The organism is Caulobacter sp. DWR3-1-2 (genome assembly GCF_049896225.1).
Classification (GTDB): Bacteria; Pseudomonadota; Alphaproteobacteria; order Caulobacterales; family Caulobacteraceae; genus Caulobacter.
Genome location: NZ_JAFCTW010000017.1, coordinates 1 through 22,248 on the forward strand (window position 1 = coordinate 1; position 22,248 = coordinate 22,248).

General features: G+C 68.5%; 21 protein-coding genes and 1 pseudogene. 9 read left to right on the forward strand and 13 right to left on the reverse strand.

The window, feature by feature from the left end; translation table 11 throughout:
- Positions 1-473 precede the first annotated feature (473 nt).
- Entirely contained in the window at positions 474-1,706 is a 1,233-nt protein-coding gene (locus ACP696_RS18975) for a pyridoxal phosphate-dependent aminotransferase (RefSeq protein WP_426044172.1), read from the reverse strand.
- Between the two features lie 234 nt (positions 1,707-1,940).
- Between ACP696_RS18975 and ACP696_RS18980 the strand changes: the two genes are divergently transcribed.
- On the forward strand, positions 1,941-2,318 hold the full coding sequence (locus ACP696_RS18980) for a methylglyoxal synthase (protein WP_426014155.1): 378 nt from the start codon (positions 1,941-1,943) through the stop codon (positions 2,316-2,318).
- Positions 2,319-2,418: 100 nt separating this feature from the next.
- Here ACP696_RS18980 and ACP696_RS18985 read toward each other — a convergent pair whose 3' ends face one another.
- Positions 2,419-2,886, reverse strand: a complete 468-nt coding sequence (locus ACP696_RS18985; RefSeq protein ID WP_426014152.1) for a ribonuclease H — start codon at positions 2,884-2,886, stop codon at positions 2,419-2,421.
- Positions 2,887-3,275: 389 nt separating this feature from the next.
- Here ACP696_RS18985 and ACP696_RS18990 point away from each other — a divergent pair, with 389 nt between their 5' ends.
- Both ACP696_RS18990 and ACP696_RS18995 read left to right on the forward strand, forming a co-directional pair.
- Positions 3,276-4,652 (forward strand): hypothetical protein, encoded by a 1,377-nt coding sequence (locus tag ACP696_RS18990; RefSeq protein WP_426014151.1) that lies wholly within the window; start codon positions 3,276-3,278, stop codon positions 4,650-4,652.
- 60 nt (positions 4,653-4,712) lie between these two features.
- Positions 4,713-5,021 carry a hypothetical protein gene (locus tag ACP696_RS18995; protein WP_426014149.1) on the forward strand — a complete coding sequence of 103 codons (309 nt, stop codon included), beginning with the start codon at positions 4,713-4,715 and terminating at the stop codon, positions 5,019-5,021.
- A gap of 6 nt (positions 5,022-5,027) precedes the next feature.
- Here the strand turns inward: ACP696_RS18995 and ACP696_RS19000 are convergent, their stop codons facing one another.
- From ACP696_RS19000 to ACP696_RS19035, 8 genes are all read right to left on the reverse strand, one after another.
- On the reverse strand, positions 5,028-5,633 hold the full coding sequence (locus ACP696_RS19000; protein WP_426044173.1) for a hypothetical protein: 606 nt from the start codon (positions 5,631-5,633) through the stop codon (positions 5,028-5,030).
- 143 nt (positions 5,634-5,776) lie between these two features.
- The gene (locus tag ACP696_RS19005) at positions 5,777-6,865 is read right to left on the reverse strand and encodes a DUF2336 domain-containing protein (RefSeq protein ID WP_426014246.1); all 1,089 of its coding nucleotides are present in this window, start codon (positions 6,863-6,865) and stop codon (positions 5,777-5,779) included.
- Positions 6,865-7,485, reverse strand: coding sequence for a hypothetical protein (locus ACP696_RS19010; protein WP_426014147.1), 621 nt, complete (start codon positions 7,483-7,485; stop codon positions 6,865-6,867). Before ACP696_RS19010 ends, ACP696_RS19005 begins: the two co-directional genes overlap by 1 nt.
- A gap of 114 nt (positions 7,486-7,599) precedes the next feature.
- Positions 7,600-8,355 carry an ABC transporter permease gene (locus tag ACP696_RS19015; protein WP_426014145.1) on the reverse strand — a complete coding sequence of 252 codons (756 nt, stop codon included), beginning with the start codon at positions 8,353-8,355 and terminating at the stop codon, positions 7,600-7,602.
- A gap of 133 nt (positions 8,356-8,488) precedes the next feature.
- Positions 8,489-9,232 (reverse strand): ABC transporter ATP-binding protein, encoded by a 744-nt coding sequence (locus ACP696_RS19020; protein WP_426031964.1) that lies wholly within the window; start codon positions 9,230-9,232, stop codon positions 8,489-8,491.
- Positions 9,229-10,206 carry an ABC transporter substrate-binding protein gene (locus ACP696_RS19025; RefSeq protein ID WP_426014142.1) on the reverse strand — a complete coding sequence of 326 codons (978 nt, stop codon included), beginning with the start codon at positions 10,204-10,206 and terminating at the stop codon, positions 9,229-9,231. The genes ACP696_RS19020 and ACP696_RS19025 overlap by 4 nt, the downstream gene beginning before the upstream one ends.
- 194 nt (positions 10,207-10,400) lie before the next feature.
- Positions 10,401-12,464 carry a response regulator gene (locus tag ACP696_RS19030; protein WP_426031968.1) on the reverse strand — a complete coding sequence of 688 codons (2,064 nt, stop codon included), beginning with the start codon at positions 12,462-12,464 and terminating at the stop codon, positions 10,401-10,403.
- 124 nt (positions 12,465-12,588) lie between these two features.
- Positions 12,589-13,833 (reverse strand): cation:proton antiporter, encoded by a 1,245-nt coding sequence (locus tag ACP696_RS19035; protein ID WP_426014140.1) that lies wholly within the window; start codon positions 13,831-13,833, stop codon positions 12,589-12,591.
- 91 nt (positions 13,834-13,924) lie between these two features.
- On the opposite strand from ACP696_RS19035, the gene ACP696_RS19040 reads away from it, so the two are divergent.
- Entirely contained in the window at positions 13,925-14,410 is a 486-nt protein-coding gene (locus tag ACP696_RS19040) for a low affinity iron permease family protein (protein WP_426044174.1), read from the forward strand.
- 30 nt (positions 14,411-14,440) lie between these two features.
- Here the strand turns inward: ACP696_RS19040 and ACP696_RS19045 are convergent, their stop codons facing one another.
- Positions 14,441-14,752 (reverse strand): polyhydroxyalkanoic acid system family protein, encoded by a 312-nt coding sequence (locus tag ACP696_RS19045; protein WP_426044175.1) that lies wholly within the window; start codon positions 14,750-14,752, stop codon positions 14,441-14,443.
- A 124-nt stretch (positions 14,753-14,876) separates the two neighbouring features.
- Here ACP696_RS19045 and didA point away from each other — a divergent pair, with 124 nt between their 5' ends.
- From didA to ACP696_RS19065, 4 genes and pseudogenes are all read left to right on the forward strand, one after another.
- Positions 14,877-15,089 (forward strand): DNA damage-induced SOS-independent cell division inhibitor A, encoded by a 213-nt coding sequence (gene didA, locus ACP696_RS19050; RefSeq protein WP_426044176.1) that lies wholly within the window; start codon positions 14,877-14,879, stop codon positions 15,087-15,089.
- Between the two features lie 32 nt (positions 15,090-15,121).
- Positions 15,122-16,135, forward strand: coding sequence for an N-acetyl-D-Glu racemase DgcA (dgcA, locus tag ACP696_RS19055; RefSeq protein ID WP_426044177.1), 1,014 nt, complete (start codon positions 15,122-15,124; stop codon positions 16,133-16,135).
- A 72-nt stretch (positions 16,136-16,207) separates the two neighbouring features.
- A pseudogene (locus ACP696_RS19060) lies at positions 16,208-16,429 on the forward strand (thiolase C-terminal domain-containing protein); the annotation flags it as partial.
- 73 nt (positions 16,430-16,502) lie between these two features.
- Complete coding sequence (locus ACP696_RS19065; RefSeq protein WP_426014130.1) at positions 16,503-17,297, forward strand: DUF1295 domain-containing protein; 795 nt, start codon at positions 16,503-16,505, stop codon at positions 17,295-17,297.
- 118 nt (positions 17,298-17,415) lie between these two features.
- Here ACP696_RS19065 and ACP696_RS19070 read toward each other — a convergent pair whose 3' ends face one another.
- Positions 17,416-18,912: a carotenoid oxygenase family protein gene (locus ACP696_RS19070; RefSeq protein WP_426014128.1), complete on the reverse strand. Its 1,497-nt coding sequence runs from the start codon at positions 18,910-18,912 to the stop codon at positions 17,416-17,418.
- A 164-nt stretch (positions 18,913-19,076) separates the two neighbouring features.
- Between ACP696_RS19070 and ACP696_RS19075 the strand changes: the two genes are divergently transcribed.
- Positions 19,077-21,074: a TonB-dependent receptor gene (locus ACP696_RS19075; protein ID WP_426014126.1), complete on the forward strand. Its 1,998-nt coding sequence runs from the start codon at positions 19,077-19,079 to the stop codon at positions 21,072-21,074.
- A 48-nt stretch (positions 21,075-21,122) separates the two neighbouring features.
- On the opposite strand, the gene ACP696_RS19080 is transcribed toward ACP696_RS19075, so the two are convergent.
- Positions 21,123-22,226 (reverse strand): L,D-transpeptidase family protein, encoded by a 1,104-nt coding sequence (locus tag ACP696_RS19080; RefSeq protein ID WP_426014124.1) that lies wholly within the window; start codon positions 22,224-22,226, stop codon positions 21,123-21,125.
- Positions 22,227-22,248 lie beyond the last annotated feature (22 nt).

The window sequence follows — 22,248 nt, forward strand, 5'->3', positions numbered from 1 at the left end:
TCGCCGGGATCTGCGCGGGTCGACGGGGCCGGGAGTCAAACCGGTCTGTTCCAGGATCTGTCGGAGTCGCTGACGGCCCCTTCCGGGCGACTTTGATCCTGCCCGTCCGAGGGGGAACGTCGATCGGGATGAAACAAGCCCTCAATCGCCGTCCCTCGAGACAAACGGTTTCGCGGAGCGGTCGGTCCACGCCGAAACGCAAACACTAAACCCACGGTCATCCGGGCTTGGCCCGGCCGCTCCGCGCCTCCTCACCTTCTCAGCGGCCGTCCGCGTGAGACGGCGACGCCGTGTGTCTCAAGTCCTTCCCCCGTGGGGGAGGTGTCGGCGAAGCCGACGGTGGGGGGAGTGATCGGATGCCGGCTAGACCTGCGATCGAAGACCCCAAAACTCCCCCCACCGGTCGCTGCGCGACCACCTCCCCCACGGGGGGAGGATTTTCACCCCGGCTCGGTCGCCAGCTCGCAGCGGCGCTAAGCGGTCGGGTAATGGCCCAGGTCCGCGCTATGGCCGCCGGCGTCATGGCCCTCCATCGCCACCGCCGGGCTCGCCATCACTGCCTTGAACGCCGTCTTGAACGCCGCCATCTCGGCGGGCGTCCCCACCGAGATCCGCACGGCGTTCGGCCAGATCGGCCAGGTGCGGCCGATATAGACGCCCTTGGCCTTCATCGCCGCGATCACGCCCTTGCCGTCGCGGCCAGTGTCGATCATGAAGCAGTTGGTCTCGGGCGCACCGATCACTCTGTAATCGTTGGCCTTCAGCCAGGCCAGGGTGTCGCGGCGGGTGTCGCCGATGATCGTCTTGCGCTCGGCGACCAGGCCCTTGTCCTCCAACGAGGCGCGAGCGGCGGCCGAGCCGGTGATCGGCATGGCGTTCTGGCCGAACGGCGCCAGCTTGGCCAGCAGGTCGGGCCGAGCCACCGCGAAACCGCAGCGGATGCCGGCCATGCCATAGATCTTCGAAAAGGTCCGCAGCACTATCAGGTCCTTGCCGGCCGCCACCAGGTCCAGCGTGTCCTGGGCGTCCGACAGGTGGATATAGGCCTCGTCGACCAGCAGGATCGAGCCGGCGGGCTTGTGGTCCAGCGCCCAGGCGATGTCCTGCTTGGTGGTGGTCGTGCCGGTCGGGTTGTTGGGGTTGCAGATATAGATCACCCCGGCGGCCGGATCGGCGGCGACCATGGCCTTGACGTCGTGGCCATAGTCGGCGGCCAGCGGCACCTTGACGATCTTGGCCTTGCTGGTCATCGCCGCATACATGCCCGCCTCATAGGACGGATCGGCGGTGACGAAGCTGCGGGTCGGCGAGGTGAAGGCCAGCACGCTGTAGTGCAGCGGCTCGGAGGAGCCTGCATAGACGGCGATGTTCTCGACCTTCAGCCCGTTCTGGGCCGCGAAGGTCATGGCCAGCATCTCGGTCTCGCCATTGAGGTCGTAGCGGCCGCCCAAAGGGGCCACGCGGGCGATGGCGTCGCAGGCGGCCTTGGACGGGCCCAGCGGGTTTTCGTTGGCGTTGATCAGCACCGAACCGGGCGGCGGAACGCTGGGGCCCTGGCCGTGCAGGGCCATGCCGGACGGCGGGGCGGCGGTGGTCTGGGCGGCGCGAGCCAGGCTGGCCTCGGTCAGGATCGGCGTCGCGGCGACCAGCGCGGCGGCGCGCAGGAACGACCGGCGGCCCAGAGCCTTTGTGTCAGAATTTTGCATGTCCATGTTCGTTCCCGTCTCCTTGGCGCGGGTCTTGCCGGCCCGACCTTGGCAGGACACGCCGCTCTTGAGGGACGCGCAAGGTCTCGTCTGGAGCCGCGCCGCCGAAGCGATATCCTGCTCGCGGCGGGAGCATCCCTGCTCGGGGGATCGTCAGCGCCGACGCCAGGACGCTCTTGTCATTCGGGCGAGGGCGCGAAATGAGTGCGTCCCCCTTGGTGTCCGGAGCCGCCCATGCCCAACCGCCCCTTCGCCGTCGGCCTCGTCGCCCACGACGACAAAAAGACCGCCCTGGTCGCGTGGGCCGTGGCGCACCGGGGCTTTTTGAGCCAGCACAAGCTCTACGCCACCGGGACCACCGGCGGCCGGATCCTCGAGGCCTTGCCGGACCTGGACCTGACCCGGCTGAAGAGCGGACCGCTGGGCGGCGACCAGCAACTGGGCGCGCTGTTGGCCGTGGGCCTGCTGGACATGCTGGTGTTCTTCGTCGACCCGCTGTCGCCCCAGCCGCACGATGTCGACGTCAAGGCGCTGATCCGCATGGCGACCCTGGCCGAGGTGCCACTGGCCTGCAACGTGGCGACGGCCGACCTGATCGTGGCGGGGCGCTAGAGCATTTTTCGAGCGAAGTGGTTGCGGTTCGCGTGAAGAAAAATGCGTCAAAACAGAAGATTAGAGCTCACGGCCTGACGCAGTCAGGTCGGGAAATGCTCTAGCGGGGGAACTTCAGCAGGTTCGGCTTCGGGATCGCGGCCTTGAAGCTGCCCCGGGTCTTGGCGGTGTCGAGGCCGAAATCGGCCCAAGCCTTGAGGAAGCCGGCGGCGGGCGCGGCGTCGGTGAGCGGCGTCAGGGTCAGCACCGGACGGGCGGCCAGCAGCTTGCGGGCGGCGGCCCAGGCTTCGGGGTCGGCCAGGGCGCAGGCGCCGTCGGTCGCGGCCAACTCGGCGGCCAGGGAGGGCTCGGCGACATAGAGCTTCACGGCCGTCTGCGCCGGCAGGTCGGCCAGGGCGGTCAGGGCTTCGATCAGGCCGGTCAGAACCATGCGCGGGCCGGTGACGCGACGCTCACCGCCAGCCGCGCCGGCCAGGGTCCCGTCGGCGTTGCGCCGCACGTAAGCCCAGCCGCCATAGCCGGGGTCGGGTTTGCACAGGGCGGCGGTCCAGAGGGTCACGGCGGTCATGGCGCCTGTCTAGGGCCGTCGCCCCGACGTGGCCAGAGGCGGGTGACGAACGGGCTGAAGACAGCTTCGCCGGAACAGAAAGTAAACCAGGCCTTAAAAACCTTGGTTAACGTCATCTTCAGGTCGATGAACAGAGTTCTAACGCGGATGGCTTTTTCGCCGTCCCGTCAAGAACCGGTAAGCAAGAAATGTGCCATATCGGGGCGGAAGCAACGCTTTTGTTGGCTTTGAGGAACGAAGCGTAAACGAGTCCCAAATATTTATGGTTAACGCCATCTTAGGATCGGTTAACGACTTGTTAAACGCGATGGCTCCGGCTTTGCTACTGATGCGTTGAACCCTTGCCGGACGTCCCGGCGTGGGACGTTCCGTGTGCGGAGTACGCAGCGATGTTTGAGTTTGGTCGTGATTTGAAAAGACTCTTCGGAGTCGACGCCGGCGCCCCCGCCAGGGCCGCCGCCCATCGGGACGGACTGACCGGCGGCGACACCTCGCTGCTGGAGTTGCTAGACCTGCGACTGCTGGTTAACGAGGCCCGGTCGGCCGACGTGGCCGCCGGCCGCATCGGCGCCAAGGATCGCGGCCGCCGCCTGCTGGAAGCCGCCACGGTCTGGCGCGAACTGGCCCGCCGCTCCGGCGACGCCGCCGCCTTGCGCAAGGGCGCGGCGCAGGCCGAAGCCGCCGCCAAAATCTTCGAGACCGAACGCCGCGCCGACTGCCTGGCCGCCGCGCGCTGCGAGCAGGCGACCCTGGCGGTTCTGGGCGCCGACATGTTCGGCGATGAGGGTCTGCACGCCGCCGCCGGCGCCACCCTGACCCTGGCCAAGACCGCGCCAGGCCATCGCTGCGCCATGGCTGAGGCCCTGATGGCCGGGCTGGAAGGCCGCGTCGCCTTGGCCGAGAACGATATCGACCGCGCCCTGGCTGCGGCCCAAGCTTTTGAATCGCCGCTACGAGGCCTGTCGGCCGCGCGTCGGGTCAAGGGCGGGGCTTCGCGCCTGCTGCTGGCCGACCAGCGCGCCGCGCGCGTCGAGCTTTTGCTGTCGTGCGCCGCCCGCCTGAAGGACCGCGCCTTGACCGAGGTCGCGCTGAACGAGGCCAAGGCCGCCGAGGCGGCGCTAGACCCGGACTTCGAGCCCCTGGCCTGGTCGCGGCTCGAGTCGCTGCGCGGCACGGCGCTGGTGCAACTGGGCGAACTGGACGGCGAGATCAACCACATCGCCGACGGCGTCGAGGCCCTGGCCCAGGCGTTGGAGCCGGTCACCGCCGACCACAGCCCCATGGACTGGGCCCGCGCCCAGGCCGCGCTGGGGGCCGGCCTGCAAGCCATGGGCGAGGCGACGACCTCGGAGCGCTGTTTCGAACGCGCCGTCACCTGCTACGACCGCGCCTCGCACATTCTCAAGACCCAGCCGGCCCTGGCCCTGCGCGCCGTGGTCGCCAACAACCGAGCCCTCAGCCTGGCCCGCTGCGCCGAGCTGACCGCCGACCTGGCCGTGCTCGACGCCGCCGAGATGGCCTTCAAGGCCGAGCTTACCGCCGCGCCAGGCGCGCGCGATCCGGCCGCCTGGGCCGTGGCCCAGATGAATCTGGCCCGGCTCTACGAGGCGCGAGTCGAGATCACCGGTCGCGACGATGGCCGCCTGGATCGGGCCGCCATGGCCTTGGCCAGCGCCTTTGACGTGTTCGCCGAACTGGGCCTGCGGTCGCTAACCGAGTTGGCGGCTCAAGGGTTGCAACGCGTGAAACAGGCGCACCCCGCCTGACCCAGAATGAAACCGGCCAGCTCCGACGGGGCCTGGACCCAAGCCAGTAGGGAAGACCCAGTGATCGCTTCGTTGCTCGCCGCCGCCGCCGTTTCCATCGCTCCCGCGCCGACCACCTCGGCTCAACCCGCCATGACCCAGATCCGGGACACTACGCCTCGGGTCGCCGAAGCGATCCTCAGCTGCATGGTCAAGCGCGATGGCGGCCTGACCGCCTGCTCGGTGCAGAGCGAGACCCCGGCCGAACTGGGCGTCGGTCAAGCCGCCCTGTCGATGGCCTCGCAGTTCCAGGTCGAGCTGATGGGCCCCGACGGCAAGAGCCGTGCTGGCTCATTCATTGAAGTCCCGGTCCGCATCCGTATTCGCTAGACTGGCCTACCAGGGCTCGCCGGGCGGCGGGTCGTCGCCGCGCGGCGGCGGGGCGTAGCGATCGTCCTCGCGGTCATCGCGCCAACGACGCTGCTCCAGCCGCTCCTGCTCCAGCGCGGCCCGTTCGCGGCGGTCGTCCTCGGCCATGCGCTCACGTTCCCAGCGGGCGCGTTGCGCCTCCCGGGCGTCATCGCGCGCCCAGCGCTCGCGCTCCCACCGATCATCACGACGGTCAGGCTCCGTCTGGGGGAGACCAACCTCCTCGTCGTCGCGCTCGACGGGGATGACCCGGGGAGGCGCGGGCCCCATCACCGGCCTCGGCGGCGGCGAATCTGCAGCGGGGGCGAAGGTGTCGGTCAACGCCTGCCGGCCCTTGGTCATGGCCAGGGCGGCGTCGGAAAGGCCAACATCCAGGAGGCCGGTCCGCGCGACCGCCGCTTTCGGCGGTTGGACCAAATGGATACTGATCCCGTCCGCTCCCGCCGCCGCCTCCGTGGGCGGCTCCGGTCGCGTCAGGGCTGGCCACGCCAGGGCGGCGATGGCGGCGGCCGTCATGGTCCCGGCCACGGCGACGCAGGCGACCAGGGTCGCGCGTTTCTTTGACTGTTCCACAAGGGCGCTCCGGAGGAAGGCCCCTCGATGGACTTCAAACGATCGCCTGCCGAGCGAGTTCCGCCCGTGGCCGGATCAACGCGACGCCAAACGGGGCTCGGTCTGGTTTCCGCGCCTCCAGTGGTCGGGATCAGGCGCGAGCCTTAGGCCGCCGCCACGTCGCCCGTGGTGCGACGCATGCGCCAGAAGCGGATGGTGCGCAGGGCCGCATCGCGGGGCAGGGCGGCGTAGAGCTCGCCATAGGCCTTGGCCTTGTCCATGGCGTTGTCGTTGGGATCAAGGATCAGCAGGGCGAAGGTGAGGAACAGGGCGCGATCAAAATCGGCCGCCTTGCAGACCACCGCCAGGCCGTCGAGCTCGCGGCGCTCGATGATCTTGCGCGCGGTGTGGAAGTCGATGTCGGCCATCTCGGCGAGGGCGACCAGAAACAAGGTGGTCTTCTTGGCCCGCAGCATGCCGGCCAAGACCGGCGGCGTGACGCCGCCGCGAGCCTTCATCGCGCTGATCTCCTCGACCGCCGCAGCATAGTCGGGCGGCAGGGCGCCGTCACGTTCGGCCACGCGGTTGCGGCCGGCTTTCAGGGCCGCGTCGAGGGCGATCGGATCGACATTGGCGTTGCGCTCCATGATCCGGTCGCGCAGGCGCGCCTCCGCCACGAAATACATCTCGTTGAGCAGGTCGATGGGCAGGGCCTGGCGATCGATCACCGCCTCGTGCAACTCGGGATTGGCGGTCGCGCGGTCGATGGCCGTCTCGTGGGCTTTGCGCGACAGCACCGCGCCTTCATTGCGCAGAAGCACGCTCAAAGTGGTGTCGTCGCCGCGCGCCACGATGGCGTCCGAGACGACCATGGGCACGGCGAGGCGCTGGGAGATGGCGCGCAGATGGTCCTGGCCCTGGGTGCGGGCCACGTGCAGCAGATCGGCCTCGGTAAGCTGCGGGGCGCCTTGCAGGATCGGGCGGGCGACGGCGATGGTGTCGCTGACCAGGGCCCGGGTCAGGGTCGGCGGCGCTTTCGCCACCGTGCCGAGCCGCTCGGCCAGCTCAATCTTGACGGCCTCTTCCATCTCGCCGGCCAACTGGCCCATGACGTCGTCGAACAGGCCCATCTCCACATCGTCGTGGCTCTCGCTGGCGAAGAACAGGTCGGTGACCCCACGCAGCAGGTCGCGGCGGCGCTCGCTGGACGGCTCGTCGGCCAGGGCGATGAGGTCGTGCAGACGCGACTGGATCACTGGAATTTCCGGGTCTTGCGGCTGTCGCCGTTGTCATCTTCGTCGTCGCCATTCACGCCGGCCGCCAGCCAATCGGCCGAGCCATGGCGGGGCGCGGCGTCTCTGGCTTCGGGCGTCGGTTCGCTGGCGGTGATCAGCACGCGGCTGTCAGGGCCCAGGGGCGGGATGGCGTCGGGCGTCAGGCCGTATTCACGGCCCACGGAGTAGAAGCGCGCACCTGTTCCGGCCGTGTTCACGGCGGCGACCTGCCGGGCGGCTGGCGGCGGCGGCGACGCGGGCGGGGTCGGCGGGGCGTAGAGGCTGGTCGGCAGCGGCGCGGCCGGTGGTGTGAAGGCTGCCGGCCTTGGCGTGGCCGGGGCGCGAGCGGGCTGGTAATTGGTCGATGCGGCGACCGGCGCCGGTGTGGCTGACGTCGAGACGAAGGCGGCCGCCTGACGCTTGTTGGCCCAACCCAGCATGGGTCCGTCATAGCGCGCGGTCGCCGCGGCGGCGGTCACGGCGACGGCGGCGGTGGTCTGGCGGGGGCTGCTGGGACCATAGCGGCTCTCGCGCGCGCCTTCGGCGTACGCCGGGGCGGCGACGCTGATCAGCACGGGCAGGAGGACAACAAGGCGCATGAACCGGTCCGGAAACGAGCAGGGTCCCCTTGATCCATAAGCATCCCGACTTAATCCGGGCCTAACGGCGACGCGAATTCGCGCGCCGTGACCCTGGGCCGCGCCAGGCTCGGGTCAGCGACCCCACCACCAGGCCAGCAGGCGGCGTTCCACCAGCGCCATCACGCCGTGCAGCGCCACGCCGAGCACAGCCAGCACGGCCAGGGCGGCGAACATACGCGCGGTCTGCAGGCGGTAGGACGCCTCTAGCAACCGCCAGGCCAGGCCCTGGACGCCGCCGGAGCCTGCGACAAACTCGGCGACCACGGCTCCGACAACAGCCAGGCCGGCAGCCACCTTGTGGCCCTCCAGCAAGGCCGGGACCGCCGAGGGCAGGCGCAACCGCCACAGACGCTGGACGGGTCCCGCGCCATAGAGGTCGAATAACCTGGCCAGATCTGGATCTACGGACTTGAGGCCGGTCAGGGCGCCCGAGAAGATCGGGAAGAAAGCGGCCACGGCGGCCAGGGCTGTGACCGCGCGCTGCGGATGGTCTATCCCAGCCCAGATGGTCATCAAAGGTCCAAGGGCCAGGAGCGGCGTGACCTGCAGTATGACGGCCACGGGCCGTATAGCGTCCTCCAGCACGGGATTGAGACTGACCAGCAGGGCCAGGCCGCAGGCGAGCAGGCTGGCCAGGGCCAGGCCGATCAGGGCGGTCGACAAGGTCCCCCAGGCGCTGGACAGCAGCAGCGGCCAACCCTGGGCCAGGGCGGCGCCGATCGCCGAGGGCGCGGGCAGGAGGTAGACCGGCACGTTGAGGACGCGACAGCTTAGCTCCCAGGCGGCCAGGAGAAGGATGATCAGGGCAAGGGGGGCGAGGAGCTTCATTACCAAGTCCGCCTCCCGTGGGGGAGGTGTCGGCGAAGCCGACGGAGGGGGGAGTCGGTCGAGGCGGGTCTGCTCCCCCCACCGGCGCTTTCGCGCCGCCCCCCCCACAGGGGCAGGGCCTGTTGAGCGGCGGTCATGCCGCCGCCTCGACACCGCGCGCCAGCAAGCCTGACACCGCCTCCGCCGTCTCGCGGAACGCTGCTGTCGTCCGAAAGCCGGGCGGCCGGACGACAGGCCCCTCGACCGCCACCTCGCCCGCGATGCGGCCCGGACCGGGGCTCATCACGACGACCCGCCGGGCCATATAGACGGCCTCCTCCACATTGTGAGTGACGAAGACCACAGCGGGCGCCAGGGCCTCGACCAGGTCCAGAACATCATCAGCCAAGGCCCGCCGGGTGATCTCGTCGAGGGCCGCGAAAGGTTCGTCCAGCAGCAGCAAGCGCGGGCTGGTGACCAGGGCGCGCGCCAGGGCGGCGCGCATGGCCATGCCGCCCGACAGCTGGGCGGGGCGGGCGGTCTCGGCGTCCTTGAGGCCCACCCTGGCCAGGGCCGCGACAGCCTGCTCCCGAGCCTGCCGCCTTGGCGTTCCAGCCAGTTCGAGCGGCAGGGCGACATTGGCCGCCGTGCTCATCCACGGGGCCAGGGTCGGGGCCTGGAACACCACCGAGGTCTCGCCCCGACCGGCGGCGCGGGTCACCGTACCCCGCGTCGGCGACTCCAGCCCCGCCAGCAGACGCAGCGCCGTGGACTTTCCGCAACCCGACGGGCCGACGAGGGCGACGATTTCTCCGGCGTTCAGGGTCAGGTCTATGGGACCCAGGGCGCGCCCGCGACCGGGGTAATCCACCTCGACCTGTTGCAGGGCCGCGATCACTTCGGCAGGTAGTCCAGCGAATAGGCCCGCTTGTAGTCCATGCCCTTAGGATAGACGCCCTGGCCAGAGGTTGCCGCGAAGAACGCCGCCCAGCGCGCGTCGGTCATAGCGCCCACGCCGGTGCGGGGCACCACGCTGTAGGACCGCATCTTGTCGCGCGCCTGGTCGAGGACGTCCTGGGTCATTTCCGGATTGTCCTTGAGGATCAGGGCGTCGCCCGGCTTGGCGTCGCCATAGACGTAAGACGTCCAGCCCGCAGCCGTGGCCTCGACGAAGGCTTTCACCGCCGCGGGGTTCTTGGCGATCAGGGCGTCGGGGACGAGCGCCATCGAGGCGTATGAGGGGTAACCGTCGTCGGCCAGCAGGAATACCGCCGGCTTCAGCTTGCCCTCCCTCTCGATGAGGTAGGGCTCGGAGGTGACATAGCCCTGCTGGATCACCCGCTTGTCGGCCAGGAACGGCGCGGCCGAATAGTTGTAGCTGTGGACCTGGTCGTCGGTGAAGCCGTGCTTGGCCTTCAGCCACACCCAAAAGGCGGTCTTGGAGGCGTCCGACAGCAGGATCGGCCGGCCCTTCATGTCGGCGATGCTGTTCACGCCCTGGCCGGGGTGGGCGATCAGGACCTGGGGATCCTTGTCCATGAAGGCGGCGACCGCTTTGACCGGCACGTTCTGCTGGGCCAGGTTCAGCACGATGAAGCTGTTGGAGCCGACGCCCACGTCCACCGCCCCGGCGGCCAGAAGCTGCGGCACGTTCACGCCGGGACCTCCTTGGATCAGGGTCACGTCTAGCCCGCGCTTGGCGTATTCGCCGGTGGCCAGGGCTTGGTAATAGCCGCCGAGTTCAGCCTCAGCCTTCCAGTCAGTGGCCAGCTTCAAGGCCGTGCGGCCGGGAGTCTCCACAGCCTGCTTGGCGGGCGAACAGGCGGCCAAAACGGCGCAGAGGGCCAGGGCGGCCAGGCGCAGGGTGTTCATGCTCTTCTCCCCGAATAGCGGGGGGAGGTTAGTGGGGGAGGCGGTGAGAGGGAAGCCTAGTTCCTTCCCCTCTGGGGGAGGCGGCCGAAGGCTGGTGGGGAAAGCTTTGGGATCGTCGATCCGAGTCCGGCTAACTGCCGATCACGCCCCCTCCGTCGGCTGCGCCGACACCTGCCCCACAGGGGGAAGAATGCCTACTTCCGCGCCAGCCACCGACTGACCTTGGCGTACAGCACCTCGCGCTGCACGGGCTTGGCCACGTGGTCGACCATGCCGGCGGCATAGCAGCGCTCGACCTGCTGGGGCAGGGCGTCGGCGCTCATGGCGATGATCGGGATCTTCCCGGCCTCTCCGTCGAGGGCGCGGATGGCCCGGGTGGCGGCCAGGCCGTCCATCTCTGGCATGTGGATGTCCATCAGGATGATGTCGTAGCCGCCGCGCGCGGCCATGGCCACGGCTTGCTGGCCATTGTCGGCGGTCTCGACCCGGCAGCCGACCAGGGCTAGCAGCGCCGCGCCGATCTCGCGGTTCATCGGGTGGTCATCGACGAGCAGGATGCGCGCCGCGCCGGGTTCGGCTGCTGGCTGTGCCTCTGGGAGGTCATAGGCTTCGACCTGCGGCGCGCCGAGCTCCAGCCAGAAGGCCGAGCCGTGACCCAGGGCCGTATCGACGCCGATCCTGCCGCCCATTAACTCGACCAGGGCCTTGCTGATCGCCAGGCCAAGGCCGGCGCCTGCGTAGGCGCGACTGGCCGAGCCGTCCACTTGGCTGAAGCGCTGGAACAGACGCCCTTGCTGCTCGATGGCGATGCCAACACCGGTGTCGACGATCTCGAACCGCAGCCTATCCTCGATCTCGCCCGGCTCAATCGCCAGGCGGGCCCGGATCCGGCCGACCTCGGTGAACTTCACCGCGTTGTTTAGCAGGTTCAGCAGCACCTGACGCAGGCGCAGGCCGTCCAGGTCATGCAGGCCGCCGACCTGGTCGACCACCTCGACCTCGATGGTCAGGCCCTTGTTCTCGGCCTCGGGCCGGATAATGCCGACCGCGTCGTGCAGCACGGCCGCCGCCGAGGTGGGCTGGAACAGCAGCTCCACCTGGCCGGCCTCGACCCGCGAGAAGTCGAGGATGTCGTTGACCACGGTCAGCAGGGCCTTGCCGGCGGTGTCGATCAGACCCAGTTGGCGGCGCGCGTCGGCCGGCAGGTCCGTGCGCTCGACCAGGAGTTGGGAGAAGCCGAGCACGCTGTTGAGCGGCGTGCGGATTTCGTGGCTCATCGTGGCCAGGAATTCGGTCTTGGCCTCGTTGGCGGACAGGGCGCGGGCGCGGGCGGCGCGGGTCAATTGTTCGCGACGGACCAGCAGACGGCGCAGGCGCTCTTGCTGGGCCAGGGCCAGGCCGGTGGCGAGGCTGGTGACGAACAGCACACCGACGAACACTTGGACAAATCGGTTCTGATGAGCGTGGGACCAGCCCGTGGAGATCTGCTGGGTCCACAGGCCGTTCACGGTGAGCGGAATGGCGACGCAGGCGACGATCAGCGAAGCCTGGGCCGCGCCGCGCGGACCCAGGCGGAAAGCGGTCAGCACGGCGGCCGGGAACAGCAGGAACGGGGCGGGCAAGCCCTTGGCGTAGAAAACTGCGCCGCTAAGCCCTGCCATCAGCACGGCCAGCCCCAGCTGTTCCGGCGGCGCCCGTTGAAAGGTGCGGCGATGCTCGGCGTCGATCAGCACCAGCACGCCGGGCAGCACGATGGCCATGCCCAGCACGCCGCACACGAACCAGGCGCCCATCACCGGCAGGAACGGCTGTCGATAGAAGATCAACAGCAGCGTCGCGCAGACCGCTGACATCAGCAAGGCCACCGGAGCGGTCAGGGTGGTCAGCAGGGCCAGCTGTCGCATGGTGCGCACGCGCGGCGGACCGCCGAAGAACCGGCGGATCACCACCCACGCCAAGACGGCTTCGCCGAGGTCGACCACGGTATAGATGACGGCGCGGCCAACACTGTCGCCGACCAACAGGTCGATGACCAGATGGGCCACCAGCGCGATCGCGGCGAGGATGAGCCTGCGGGGGCGGCTGAGAACCAGAAACCCCGCCGTCAGCAGAGCGTTCGACGGCCACAGCGCGGCGATGCCCAAGGCGTCGCGGGTCAGGAAGTCGCTGAAGGCCTGGCTGGCCACCAGCGACACCGCCAGTAGCGCCAGGAGCGAGTCCTGCCGTCGTTGCTCCTGATGGGCGGCGCTAGCCTGCATCTTGATCCCGTTCCCCCGGCGGAAGGAATACGATGAACGACCGCCTTGAGTTTCTTCGATATTCCGGATGTGACGCTTTGTCGCATCCTTAGGCCGAGCGCGATCCCGTCGAGGTTGTGGTCATTCAGCGGGGTTTGTTGGCCGCGCGCCAGGCGTCGATCCGCGCCATCAAGGGCGTGGCGGTGACGCCGTGCACCAGGATCGAACACAACACCACGAAGCCGGTGATTGCCCATAGGCGATCCCACCGCTGGAAGTGCCCGTGATTGAGACCATAGGCCAGGTAGTAGAGCGAACCAATCCCTCGAATACCAAAGAACGCCACGAGGGCCCGTTCGCGGAGGGAGTGGGGCGAGCCGATCAAGCCGATCCATCCGGCCAGGGGCCGAATGACGAACACCAGGGCCAGACCAAAGGCGATCTCTTTCCAGGTCAGGGAGTCCAGCAGACCGCCGGCCACCGCCCCACCGAGCAGCACCAGGACCAACATCATCAGCAGGCGCTCCACCTGTTCGGCGAAGTCGTGCATGGCTTCGTGGAAGACGTGGTCGCGCTCGGTTTCGCGCAGGGCCAGGCCAGCGACGAACACCGCCAGGAAGCCGTAGCCGTGCGCCGCCTCGGTGACGCCGTAGGCCACCAGGGTCGCGCCGAGGGCCACGAGACCGTCGCCCGTACCCGACATCCGGGCGTGCGGCGCCTTGAAGGTGGCCCAGCCCAGCAGCTTGCCGACGCCCCAGCCGACGCTTACGCCCGCCGCCACCCGCCACAGGACGTCGATGGTCAGCCAATGGGTCAGCAGACCCTGACTGGCCGCGCCGCCCGCCAGGGCGATGGCGACGGCGAGATGGACAAAGGGAAAGGCGAAGCCGTCGTTGAGTCCGGCCTCGGCGGTGAGAGAAAACCGCGCCTCGCCCCGGTCGCCGGCCATCGGCGGTCCGACCTGAACATCCGAGGCCAGCACCGGATCGGTCGGCGCCAGGGCCGCGCCTAGCAGCAGGGCCGAGGCCAAGCCCAAACCCAGGCCGTGCATGCCCATCAGGGTCACGCCCAGGATACTGAGCGGCATGGTGATGGCGATCAGCCGCCAGGCAGAAGCCCAGCGCTTCAAGCCGATCCGCCGGTCGATCTTCAGGCCCGCGCCCATCAGCGAGACGATGACCACGATCTCGGTCATGCGTTCGGTCAGGGTGGAAAAGCGCAATGGATCGGAGCGGAACGGCACGACGCCGCCGTGGAACACCGCGACCCCGATCAGGACACAAAGAATGGCCAGCGACAGCGGCAGGCGGCTGAGCGCCATCGGCAGCCAGGCGACCAGCAGCACCACAACGCCCAGGCCCAGCAGGAATAACAGATAAGGATCGAACATCCCGTCCCTAACGCATGGAAGCTCGCGACGACCCTGTCTAACCGCAGAACAAATTGTCCAGCTTGTGCGTTAGGGCGCCAAGGGAGCGCCCATGGACAAGCTTTTCGCCAAATTCGCCAACGCCACCGCCAAGATCACCGGCAGCCCGCCGGCCTTTCTGATCTGCGTGCTGATGGTGCTGGTCTGGGCCGCCAGCGGACCGCTTTTCAAGTTTTCCGAGACTTGGCAGCTGGTGATCAACACCGGCACGACCATCATCACCTTCCTGATGGTGTTCCTGATCCAGAACACCCAGAACCGCGACGGAGCTGCCGTTCAGACCAAGCTTGACGAACTGATCCTGACCTCAGCCGCAGAGAACAAGTTCATGGGCATCGAGAAGCTGACCGACAAGGAGCTGGAGGCCATGCACGCCCGCTGCACCGAGCATGCGGAGATGGCCCAGTTGCGCTTGGACAAGATTGGCGAAGAACGTGAGAAGCGGACCAAGTCCAAGGCCTCGCCGCGTATCAAGCGCAGTCCGGCCAAGCGCCCGCCGGCCAAGGACGCGCCAGCGCGCCGGGTGAAGACCTCTTAAACAACGCTCATTTTGGCGAATGCCGAGAGGCTACTTCTTCTCCAGCAGCAGCGTGCCCTGCTTCTTGACCTGACCGGTGATCTTGCTGGCGATCATGCCCAGCAGGCCGGGCAGGACGATGTCCATCCGCACCGATTGCTCCATCACGAACAGCGCGCCCGAGATGGTCTGACCCATGGCCAGGGCCGAGAAGTTCAGGGTGTCGCCGTCCCAGGTCTTCCGAACGTCCCTCAGCGCGCCGCCCGCCTGGCCGATCAACTGTCCAAACCCCTCCTCGATGCGGCGACGCGCCTCGGCGGCGCCGAGCTGATGTGGAATGGTGATGGTGATCGGCTTGCTCATTCGTCGGGCTCTCGTTCGGCAGGGCTAACGCCCGGAAGCGACATATGGGTGCGAAAACCGTCGTCGGCCACGTCCGGATCTGACGCAGCGGGCGGCGATGGTCACGGTGTCCACGGAGAACGCCATGACCGACATCCCCATGCCCAGCCTTTTCCAGCCCCAGACCCGTCCGGTAAACTTCACTCGCCCGGGCCGTCCCGGCGGCGTCGTGGGCGCGCTGAACTATGCCGGCGTGCTGTTGGTGTGGGTCGTGCTGTTCGTATGGGATCCCCGGTTGGCCATGCAGGTGCTTCGCGAGCGCCGCGCCGACTCGCCGATCCCGCGCCGGATCGGTTGAAGAGTCTCGCCAAACTGGCTTATCGATGAGCCATGCAGCGCACCGTCTCGATCGTCCCTGTCAGCCACCGCCTGAAGGCGCCGTTCCGCATTTCGCGCGGGGTCAAGACCGCCGCCGAGACGGTGGTGGTCGAGGTCGTCGAAGGGGATCTGATCGGGCGCGGCGAGTGCGTTCCCTATGCCCGCTACGACGAAACGGTCGAGAGCGTCATCGCCGAACTGCAGCCACCCGTCCAGGCCCTGCGGGATGGCGCCGCGCCGCATGAGGCCCTCGCGCTGCTGACGCCCGGCGCGGCCCGCAACGCCCTGGACTGCGCGCTCTGGGACTTGCGAGCCAAACGCGAGGGGCTGAGCGTCGAGGCCTTGACCGCTCTGCGTGTGCCCGACCGCCTGATCACCGCCGTGACCATCAGTCTGGACACCGTCGAGGCCATGGGCGCGGCCGCCCTGGTGGTGGCAAGCGCGCCGCTGATCAAGGTCAAGCTGTCGGCCGACGAGCCGGCCGCGCGGCTGCTGGCCGTGGCGCGGGCCGCCCCGCACGCCCGCCTGATCGTCGACCCCAATGAAGGCTGGGATTTCGCCACGCTCGACGGGCTCAAACCCATCCTGTCGGACCTGAATATCGCCCTGGTCGAGCAACCGCTTCCGGCCGGGGAAGACATGGCGTTGGAGGGCTATGATCCGCCCTATCCGATCTGCGCCGACGAGTCGGTGCATACCGCCGAGGACTTGGCGGCTCTGAAGGGTCGCTATGGCGCCGTGAACCTCAAGCTCGACAAGGCTGGCGGACTGACCGAGGGGCTGCTGATGCTGGAGGAGGCCCGCAACCACGGCTTCACCCTGATGGTTGGCTGCATGGTGGCCTCGTCCCTGGCGATCGCGCCGGCGCTGCATCTGGCGGGGTCCTGCGCCTTCGCGGATCTCGATGGACCCTGGTGGCTGGCGGAGGATTATCCCGGCGGCGCGCGAGTGGCCGACGGGTGGTTGACGCGACCGGCGGAAGGCTTCTGGGGCGACGGCGTGACAGCGGCGGGGCTGTGGCTTTGACCCTCAGCCCGCTCCCCTCCGGGAGAGGGAGGGGTCCAAGCGAAGCTTGGGAGGGTGAGGGGTTTAGACGTCCGCGCTGGGATCGCCGACCTGTCGCAGGTGGATGCGATCGAGGTCTACGACTGCTTCACCGCCACGCAATACATGGCCATCGACCACCTCGGCTTGACCGCGCCGGGCGAGAGCTGGAAGGCGATCGAGGACGGCTCCATAACCATGCGCGGCCGCCTGCCGATCAACCCGTCGGGCGGCGGCTCGACCACGACAACGGTGAGCCTGTTGGTGGGGGTGTAGATTTTCCCCTCAGAGGGGGAAGGATCTTCCTTGAGCCGCCAGACGTAGCTACCATCAATTTGAAAGTTCAATCGTGCCTCTGCTCACCCTCTTCCTGATCAACGCCGCCGTCTCCGCCGCCGCTTTCCTCGGCCTGTGGCTGATTGGCCTGCGGCTCAAGGACGTCAGTTTCGTCGACGCCTGGTGGGGCGTGGGCATGGCGCTGATCGCCTGGAGCACGCTGGCCCAGGTCGGCGTGACGCCGCACGGGGCGCTCCTGACCGGCCTGTGCACCCTGTGGGCCGTGCGCCTGGGTGGCTATCTACTGTGGCGCTGGCGTAAGCAGGGACCAGACCGCCGCTACGTGACCATGATGCACCATGCCGAGACCGTGCGGGGCTGGAGCTTCGCCAAGGCCTCGCTGCTGATCGTGTTTTCGCTGCAATATCTGCTGCAGTTCGTCGTGGCCCTTCCGGTGCAACTGGGTCAACTCAGCCCTTCGCCGCTCGGCCCCCTGGCCATCGCCGGCGCGGTGCTGGCGGTGGTGGGCATCGGCTTCGAGAGCCTGGGCGACTGGCAGTTGCTGCGCTTCAAGGGCGACCCGGCCAACGCGGGCAAGGTGCTGGACACCGGCCTGTGGCGCTACACCCGACACCCCAACTATTTCGGCGACGCCTGCGTCTGGTGGGGCCTCTACCTCGTCGCCGCCGAAACGGGGCTGGGGGCGTGGTCGCTGCCGGGCCCGATCCTGATCACCGTGCTGCTGACCCGGTGGAGCGGCGTGCCGACCGTCGAGGGGCGCATGCGCCGCAAGCGGCCGGACTACGAGGTCTATGTGGCGCGGACGTCTGGCTTCGTGCCGTGGTTTCCGAAGAGGGGGTCACGCTAAAACCCTCTCCCAAAGGGAGAGGGAGGGGCCTAAGCGAAGCTTGGGAGCGTGAGGGGTTTAGATGCCGGACGGCGTGCCGGCAGGGCTTCGGTCAGAATACGGAGAAGGGCGTAACCCCTCACCCTCCCATCGCTGCGCGACTGGCCCGTGCCTCTCCCTTTGGGAGAGTGTTTAGGCTAGCGCGCCCCGCCCAGACCGCGTGCGTGCCGCTGCTGATCTTGTGCGGCAAGGCGATGCGGCACGCGGGCGTCATCGTCTTGGCGTCGACGATCAGGCACTCCGAAGCCCCCCGATTCTCGTCGATGATGAAGCTGACCAGATAGCCGTCATCCTCGCTCGTCGCCCCGACGCGCGGCGCGAACGGGGCCTCGCTGGCGTAGCGGCCGGGGCCCAGCGCCAGTGACCAGCTCTCGCCCGTCTCGAGGTCGTGCTTGACGAAGCCGTTGAACAGGAACCAGCCCGGCTTGGCGGTCGTGGAATAGGCGTAGCGATAGGGCCGGCCGGCATAGGCCTGATTAAACATCCCAAACTCCAGGATCCGCTCGTCCAGGTGACCTTCGGTGGTCTCGCCGGTGGCCAGGTTGAAGCGCCAGCGGTGCAGCTTGGGTCGGAAGCTGTGCTCGTCGAGATAGGCCATCAGGTGGCCATGACCCTCTGGCGCGTCCTCCAGCGGGCGCGGTGTCGGGTTCTCCTGGAAATAGCCGTCGAGCACGATCTCGTCGCCGTCCTCATAGGCGTTCAGCCAGTGCAGCACATAGGTCGGGGCTGCCTCGAACCAGCGAACCGCGCCGCCGTGACGGGGTACGATGCCGAACCGTGACGGCAGGCCCTTGTGCAGGCGCACCGCGTGGATGTCGCGCTCCAGCAGATTGGCGTCCCAGAACACCGGCAGGTCGTTGAGGATCGAATAGTTCGCCGTAAACGCCATGTCGTGCGGCAGGCGCGGACCGGGCAGGTCAATGGGCTGGTAGACGGTGCGCTTGCCGTTTGCGTCGACCACCCCGTAATGCATGTAGGGCGGGTACTTGGAATAGTTGAAGAACAATAGCTCGCCTGTCGCCTCGTCGACCTTGGCATGGGCCGAGACGCCGTCCAGCGGGGCCCAGCCGGCGACGCCCAGATTCTCCAGGGTCAGGGGGTCCAGGCGATAGGCCTCGCCGCACTGGTAGAAGGTGGCGATGGCCTCGCCCCCGTGCACGACGATGTCGGTGCTGGCGGTGTCCTTCAGGCCGCCGTGGGCGCCAAAACCAGGGCGCTTCGACGTGCCAGGTCCATCGGCCAGCCCGCCCCAGAGACTCTCGCCGGCTTCCTGCTCGGCCTCGAAGCCGCGGGTGCGGATGAAGCGGTTGCGATAGCGTGCCTGGCCGTTCTGGAACTCGATCTGGTGAACCATGCCGTCGCCGTCGAACGGGTGATAACGGCCCAGCGGCTGGTGCACGGGGTTTTCGGTGTTGCGCAGGTAGACGCCGTCCAGGTCGGTCGGGATCGCGCCCTCCAGAACCTCCAGCTCGACCGCATCGACCTCCTCGTGCAGCGGCGTCCAGGCGCCGGTCATGTAGGGGTGGTTGGTTTGCTGCAGCGACGTGCGCACCGGGGGCTGGCGGTCGACTTTCATGGTGGGTTCCTGGCCTCCGAGCGTCGTGTCGCGCCTTGGTTGCAGCCTATAAAGGTCAGTCTTGCTGTGCAAGCGACGGAAAGCGCACAAGAGATGACCGACGCCGTTCTTTCTCCACGCAAAGTGGTTTAGCGGGTACACGCTGTTCATCGTGTGAGAGTGATATGCCGGTCGATACGCCACCCGCCGTCGAGCAAGTCGTCGTCACGGCGGCCCGCCTGCCGCCATCCGCCGCCGACGCCGCGTTCTCAATCGTTCACCTCGGCGAAGCCGATCTGGCCAAGAGCCAGCGGGTCGATGAGGCGGTCAGCCATACACCAGGCGTCTCGCTGTTCCGGCGCACATCCAGCCTGTCGGCCAATCCGACCACTCAGGGCGTCAGCCTGCGGGCCATCGCGCCGTCGGGCGCGGGGCGGACCCTGGTCACCCTGGACGGCGTGCCGCTGAATGACCCGTTCGGTGGCTGGGTAATCTGGTCGCAGCTGGCGCCGGAGTCGCTGGCCGGGATCGACATCGTGCGCGGGGCCGGGGCGGGACCTTACGGAGCCGGCGCCTTGACCGGCGTCATCGCGCTGCGCGAACGCGACAGCGGGATCGCCGGCGACGTCTCGGTGGGAAACCTGGGCAGCCAGCGCGCCTCGGCGGCGGCGGTCTCGACCCTGGGGCGGTTCGAATTCTTTGGCGGGGCTTCCTATGACAAGTCGGACGGCTACGTCCCGGTGCGCGGCAAGGCCCAGGGGGCAGCCGACACACGCACCGACCTGGAGGCCAAGAGCATCGCCGGCCGTGTCGACATGGCCACCGCCCTTGGCATTCTGTCGCTGCGCGGCGGTTTCTTCGAGGAGGATCGCGGGGCGGGCCTGGCGGGCGCGCGGGCCAACGCCTCGGGCAATGTGCTCAGCGCCACCCTGGCCAAGGCTCCGCGCGGCCAAGCCCTGGGCTGGCGGCTGCAGGCCTGGCGGCGCACCAGCGACCTGTTCAACACCTCGGTCGCCGTGGCGGCCAATCGGGCGACCACCACGCCGGCCAACAGCCAGGATAAGACCCCGGCCACCGGCTGGGGCCTGAACGGCGCGCTGCGTCGCAAGGTCGGCGGACTGGAATGGGAGCTCGGCGCCGACGGACGCCTGAACGACGGCGAGGAGCGCGAGCGCTATAGCTTCTCCAACGGCGCCTATACCCGCAATCGCGTGACCGGTGGCAAGACCTCGGTGGTCGGGACCTATGGCGACGGCTCGTGGTCGAGCGGTCCCTGGCTGGTGGCGGGCGGGCTGCGGCTGGACCATTGGGAGACCACCGACGGCTTCCGGATCGAGCGCAACAGCCTGACCGACGCCGTGCTGCTCGACCAGCATCCCGCCGACCGCGATGGCGAGGTGGTCAGCGGTCGCCTGGGCGTGACGCGCCAGATCGGCGACGAGACCGTGGCCCGCCTGGCGGCCTACACGGGCTTTCGGCCCGCTAATCTCAACGAGCTCTACCGTCCATTCCGGGTGGCCAACGACGTGACCGAGGCCAATGCCGGCCTGAAGCCCGAGCGACTGATGGGGCTGGAAACCGGCCTGTCTCGCAAGGGCGGCCAGGGGCTGATCGAGGCCACGGTGTTCTGGAACCGGGTCGACGATCCGATCGTCAATGTCACCCTCGGCGTCGGGCCGGGGACCTTCCCGGTCGGTGGCTTCATTCCGGGCGGCGGGACGCTACGCCAGCGCCAGAACGCCGGGACCATCGACGCCTATGGCCTGGAGGCTAGGGCCGAGCGCACGGTCGGCTCCGTGACCCTGACCTCGGCCCTGTCGGTCACGGACGCCCGCCTCGACGGCGGCTCTGACGCTCCGCAACTGACCGGCAAGCGTCCGGCCCAGGCTCCGATCTGGAGCGCCACGGCCGGTCTGTCGGCGGTCCTGACCGACAAGCTGACCTTGGCCAGCGACCTGACCTACGAAGGCAAGCGGTTCGAGGATGACCTCAACAGTCGGGTGCTCGATCCGGCCTACCGGCTGGACGCCCGCCTGGAATGGCGCGTGCGGCCGTTGGTGACAGCCTATGTGTCGGGCGACAACCTGTTGGACGCCAACATCCAGACCTCACGAACGGCGGGCGGCGTGGCGGGCTTCGCCGCCCCGCGCATGGTGCGCTTGGGGCTGAGGGTGGCGCTGTAGGCTGCTGAAAGGGACAGGCACATGTGCCTGTCCCCAGCCGCGAATGCATCACCGCACCGGCTTGCCGTGGAACACCACCTTCGCCCCCTTCACCACCGCCTTGCCCAGTTCCGCCGCGTCCCAGTTCGCTAGGCGCACGCAGCCGTGCGAGGCGCGCTTGTTGACCAGCCTGGGATCGGGCGTGCCGTGGATGCCGTAGGTGTCCTTGGTCAGGTCGATCCAGGTTGAGCCCACCGGATTGTTCGGGCCTGCCTTGATGGTCAGCTTGCCCTTAACCTTGCCGAAGGTCAGGCGCGAGGGGTCGTAGGTGTAGGTCGGTCGCGGGGCGACGGTGTTGACCGCCCATTCGCCCACCGGGGCCGGACGCTCGGTGCTGCCGACCGTGGCCGGATAGACCGCCAGCAGCTTGTCGCCGTCGGCATAGGCCTTGAGAACGCCCCTGGCGTTGTCGATCTCGATGCGGGTGACCTTGCCGTCCAGGCCTTCGGCGCCAACCGCCGCGACGATGATCGTGGTCCCGGCCTTGCTGAAGTCGACGCCGGGGTTCAGGGCCTGCAGCAGCGGCTCGTCCATGTGGAACTTCTCGGCCAGGGCTTCGAGCGGCGTGCCGTAGGACAGGGCCGGCAGCTTGGCCATCGCCTCGTAGTCGTCCTTGGGAATGTCGGGCTGGAACGGGCCGGCGGCGTCCTCGGCGGTGATGACGTAGTCGGTGACGGCCGGGCCGGCGTCGGCGACCAGGGCGTCCCAGACGGCGGGAGTCAGCTTGCCGTCGACGGTCAAGCGGTGGGCCTCCTGGAAGGCGCTGATGGCGTTGGTCAGGTTCGAGCCTTCCTGGCCGTCGATGACGCCGGGCGAGAAGTGGGCGCGGTCGAGCAGCACTTGGGCGCGGGTCAGATAGGCCTTCTTGGCCTCGGGCGTGGTCACCGCGGTGTCAAAGACGGCGCCGTTCACGGCCTGGGCCATCGGCGACGGCGCGGCCGGAGCTGGCGCGGCTGCGGCGGGAACGACAGGGAGGGGCGCGGGCGTCTGCGGGGCGGCGGCTGCGGGCTTGCGCGAGGCCGGCGGATTGGTCTGCGCCGCAGGGTCAGAACAGGCGGCGGTGGCCACCATGCAGCCAAACAGCAGAACGACGGGACGCAGGATCGAGGGCATGAAATAACTCCGAGGGAACGCC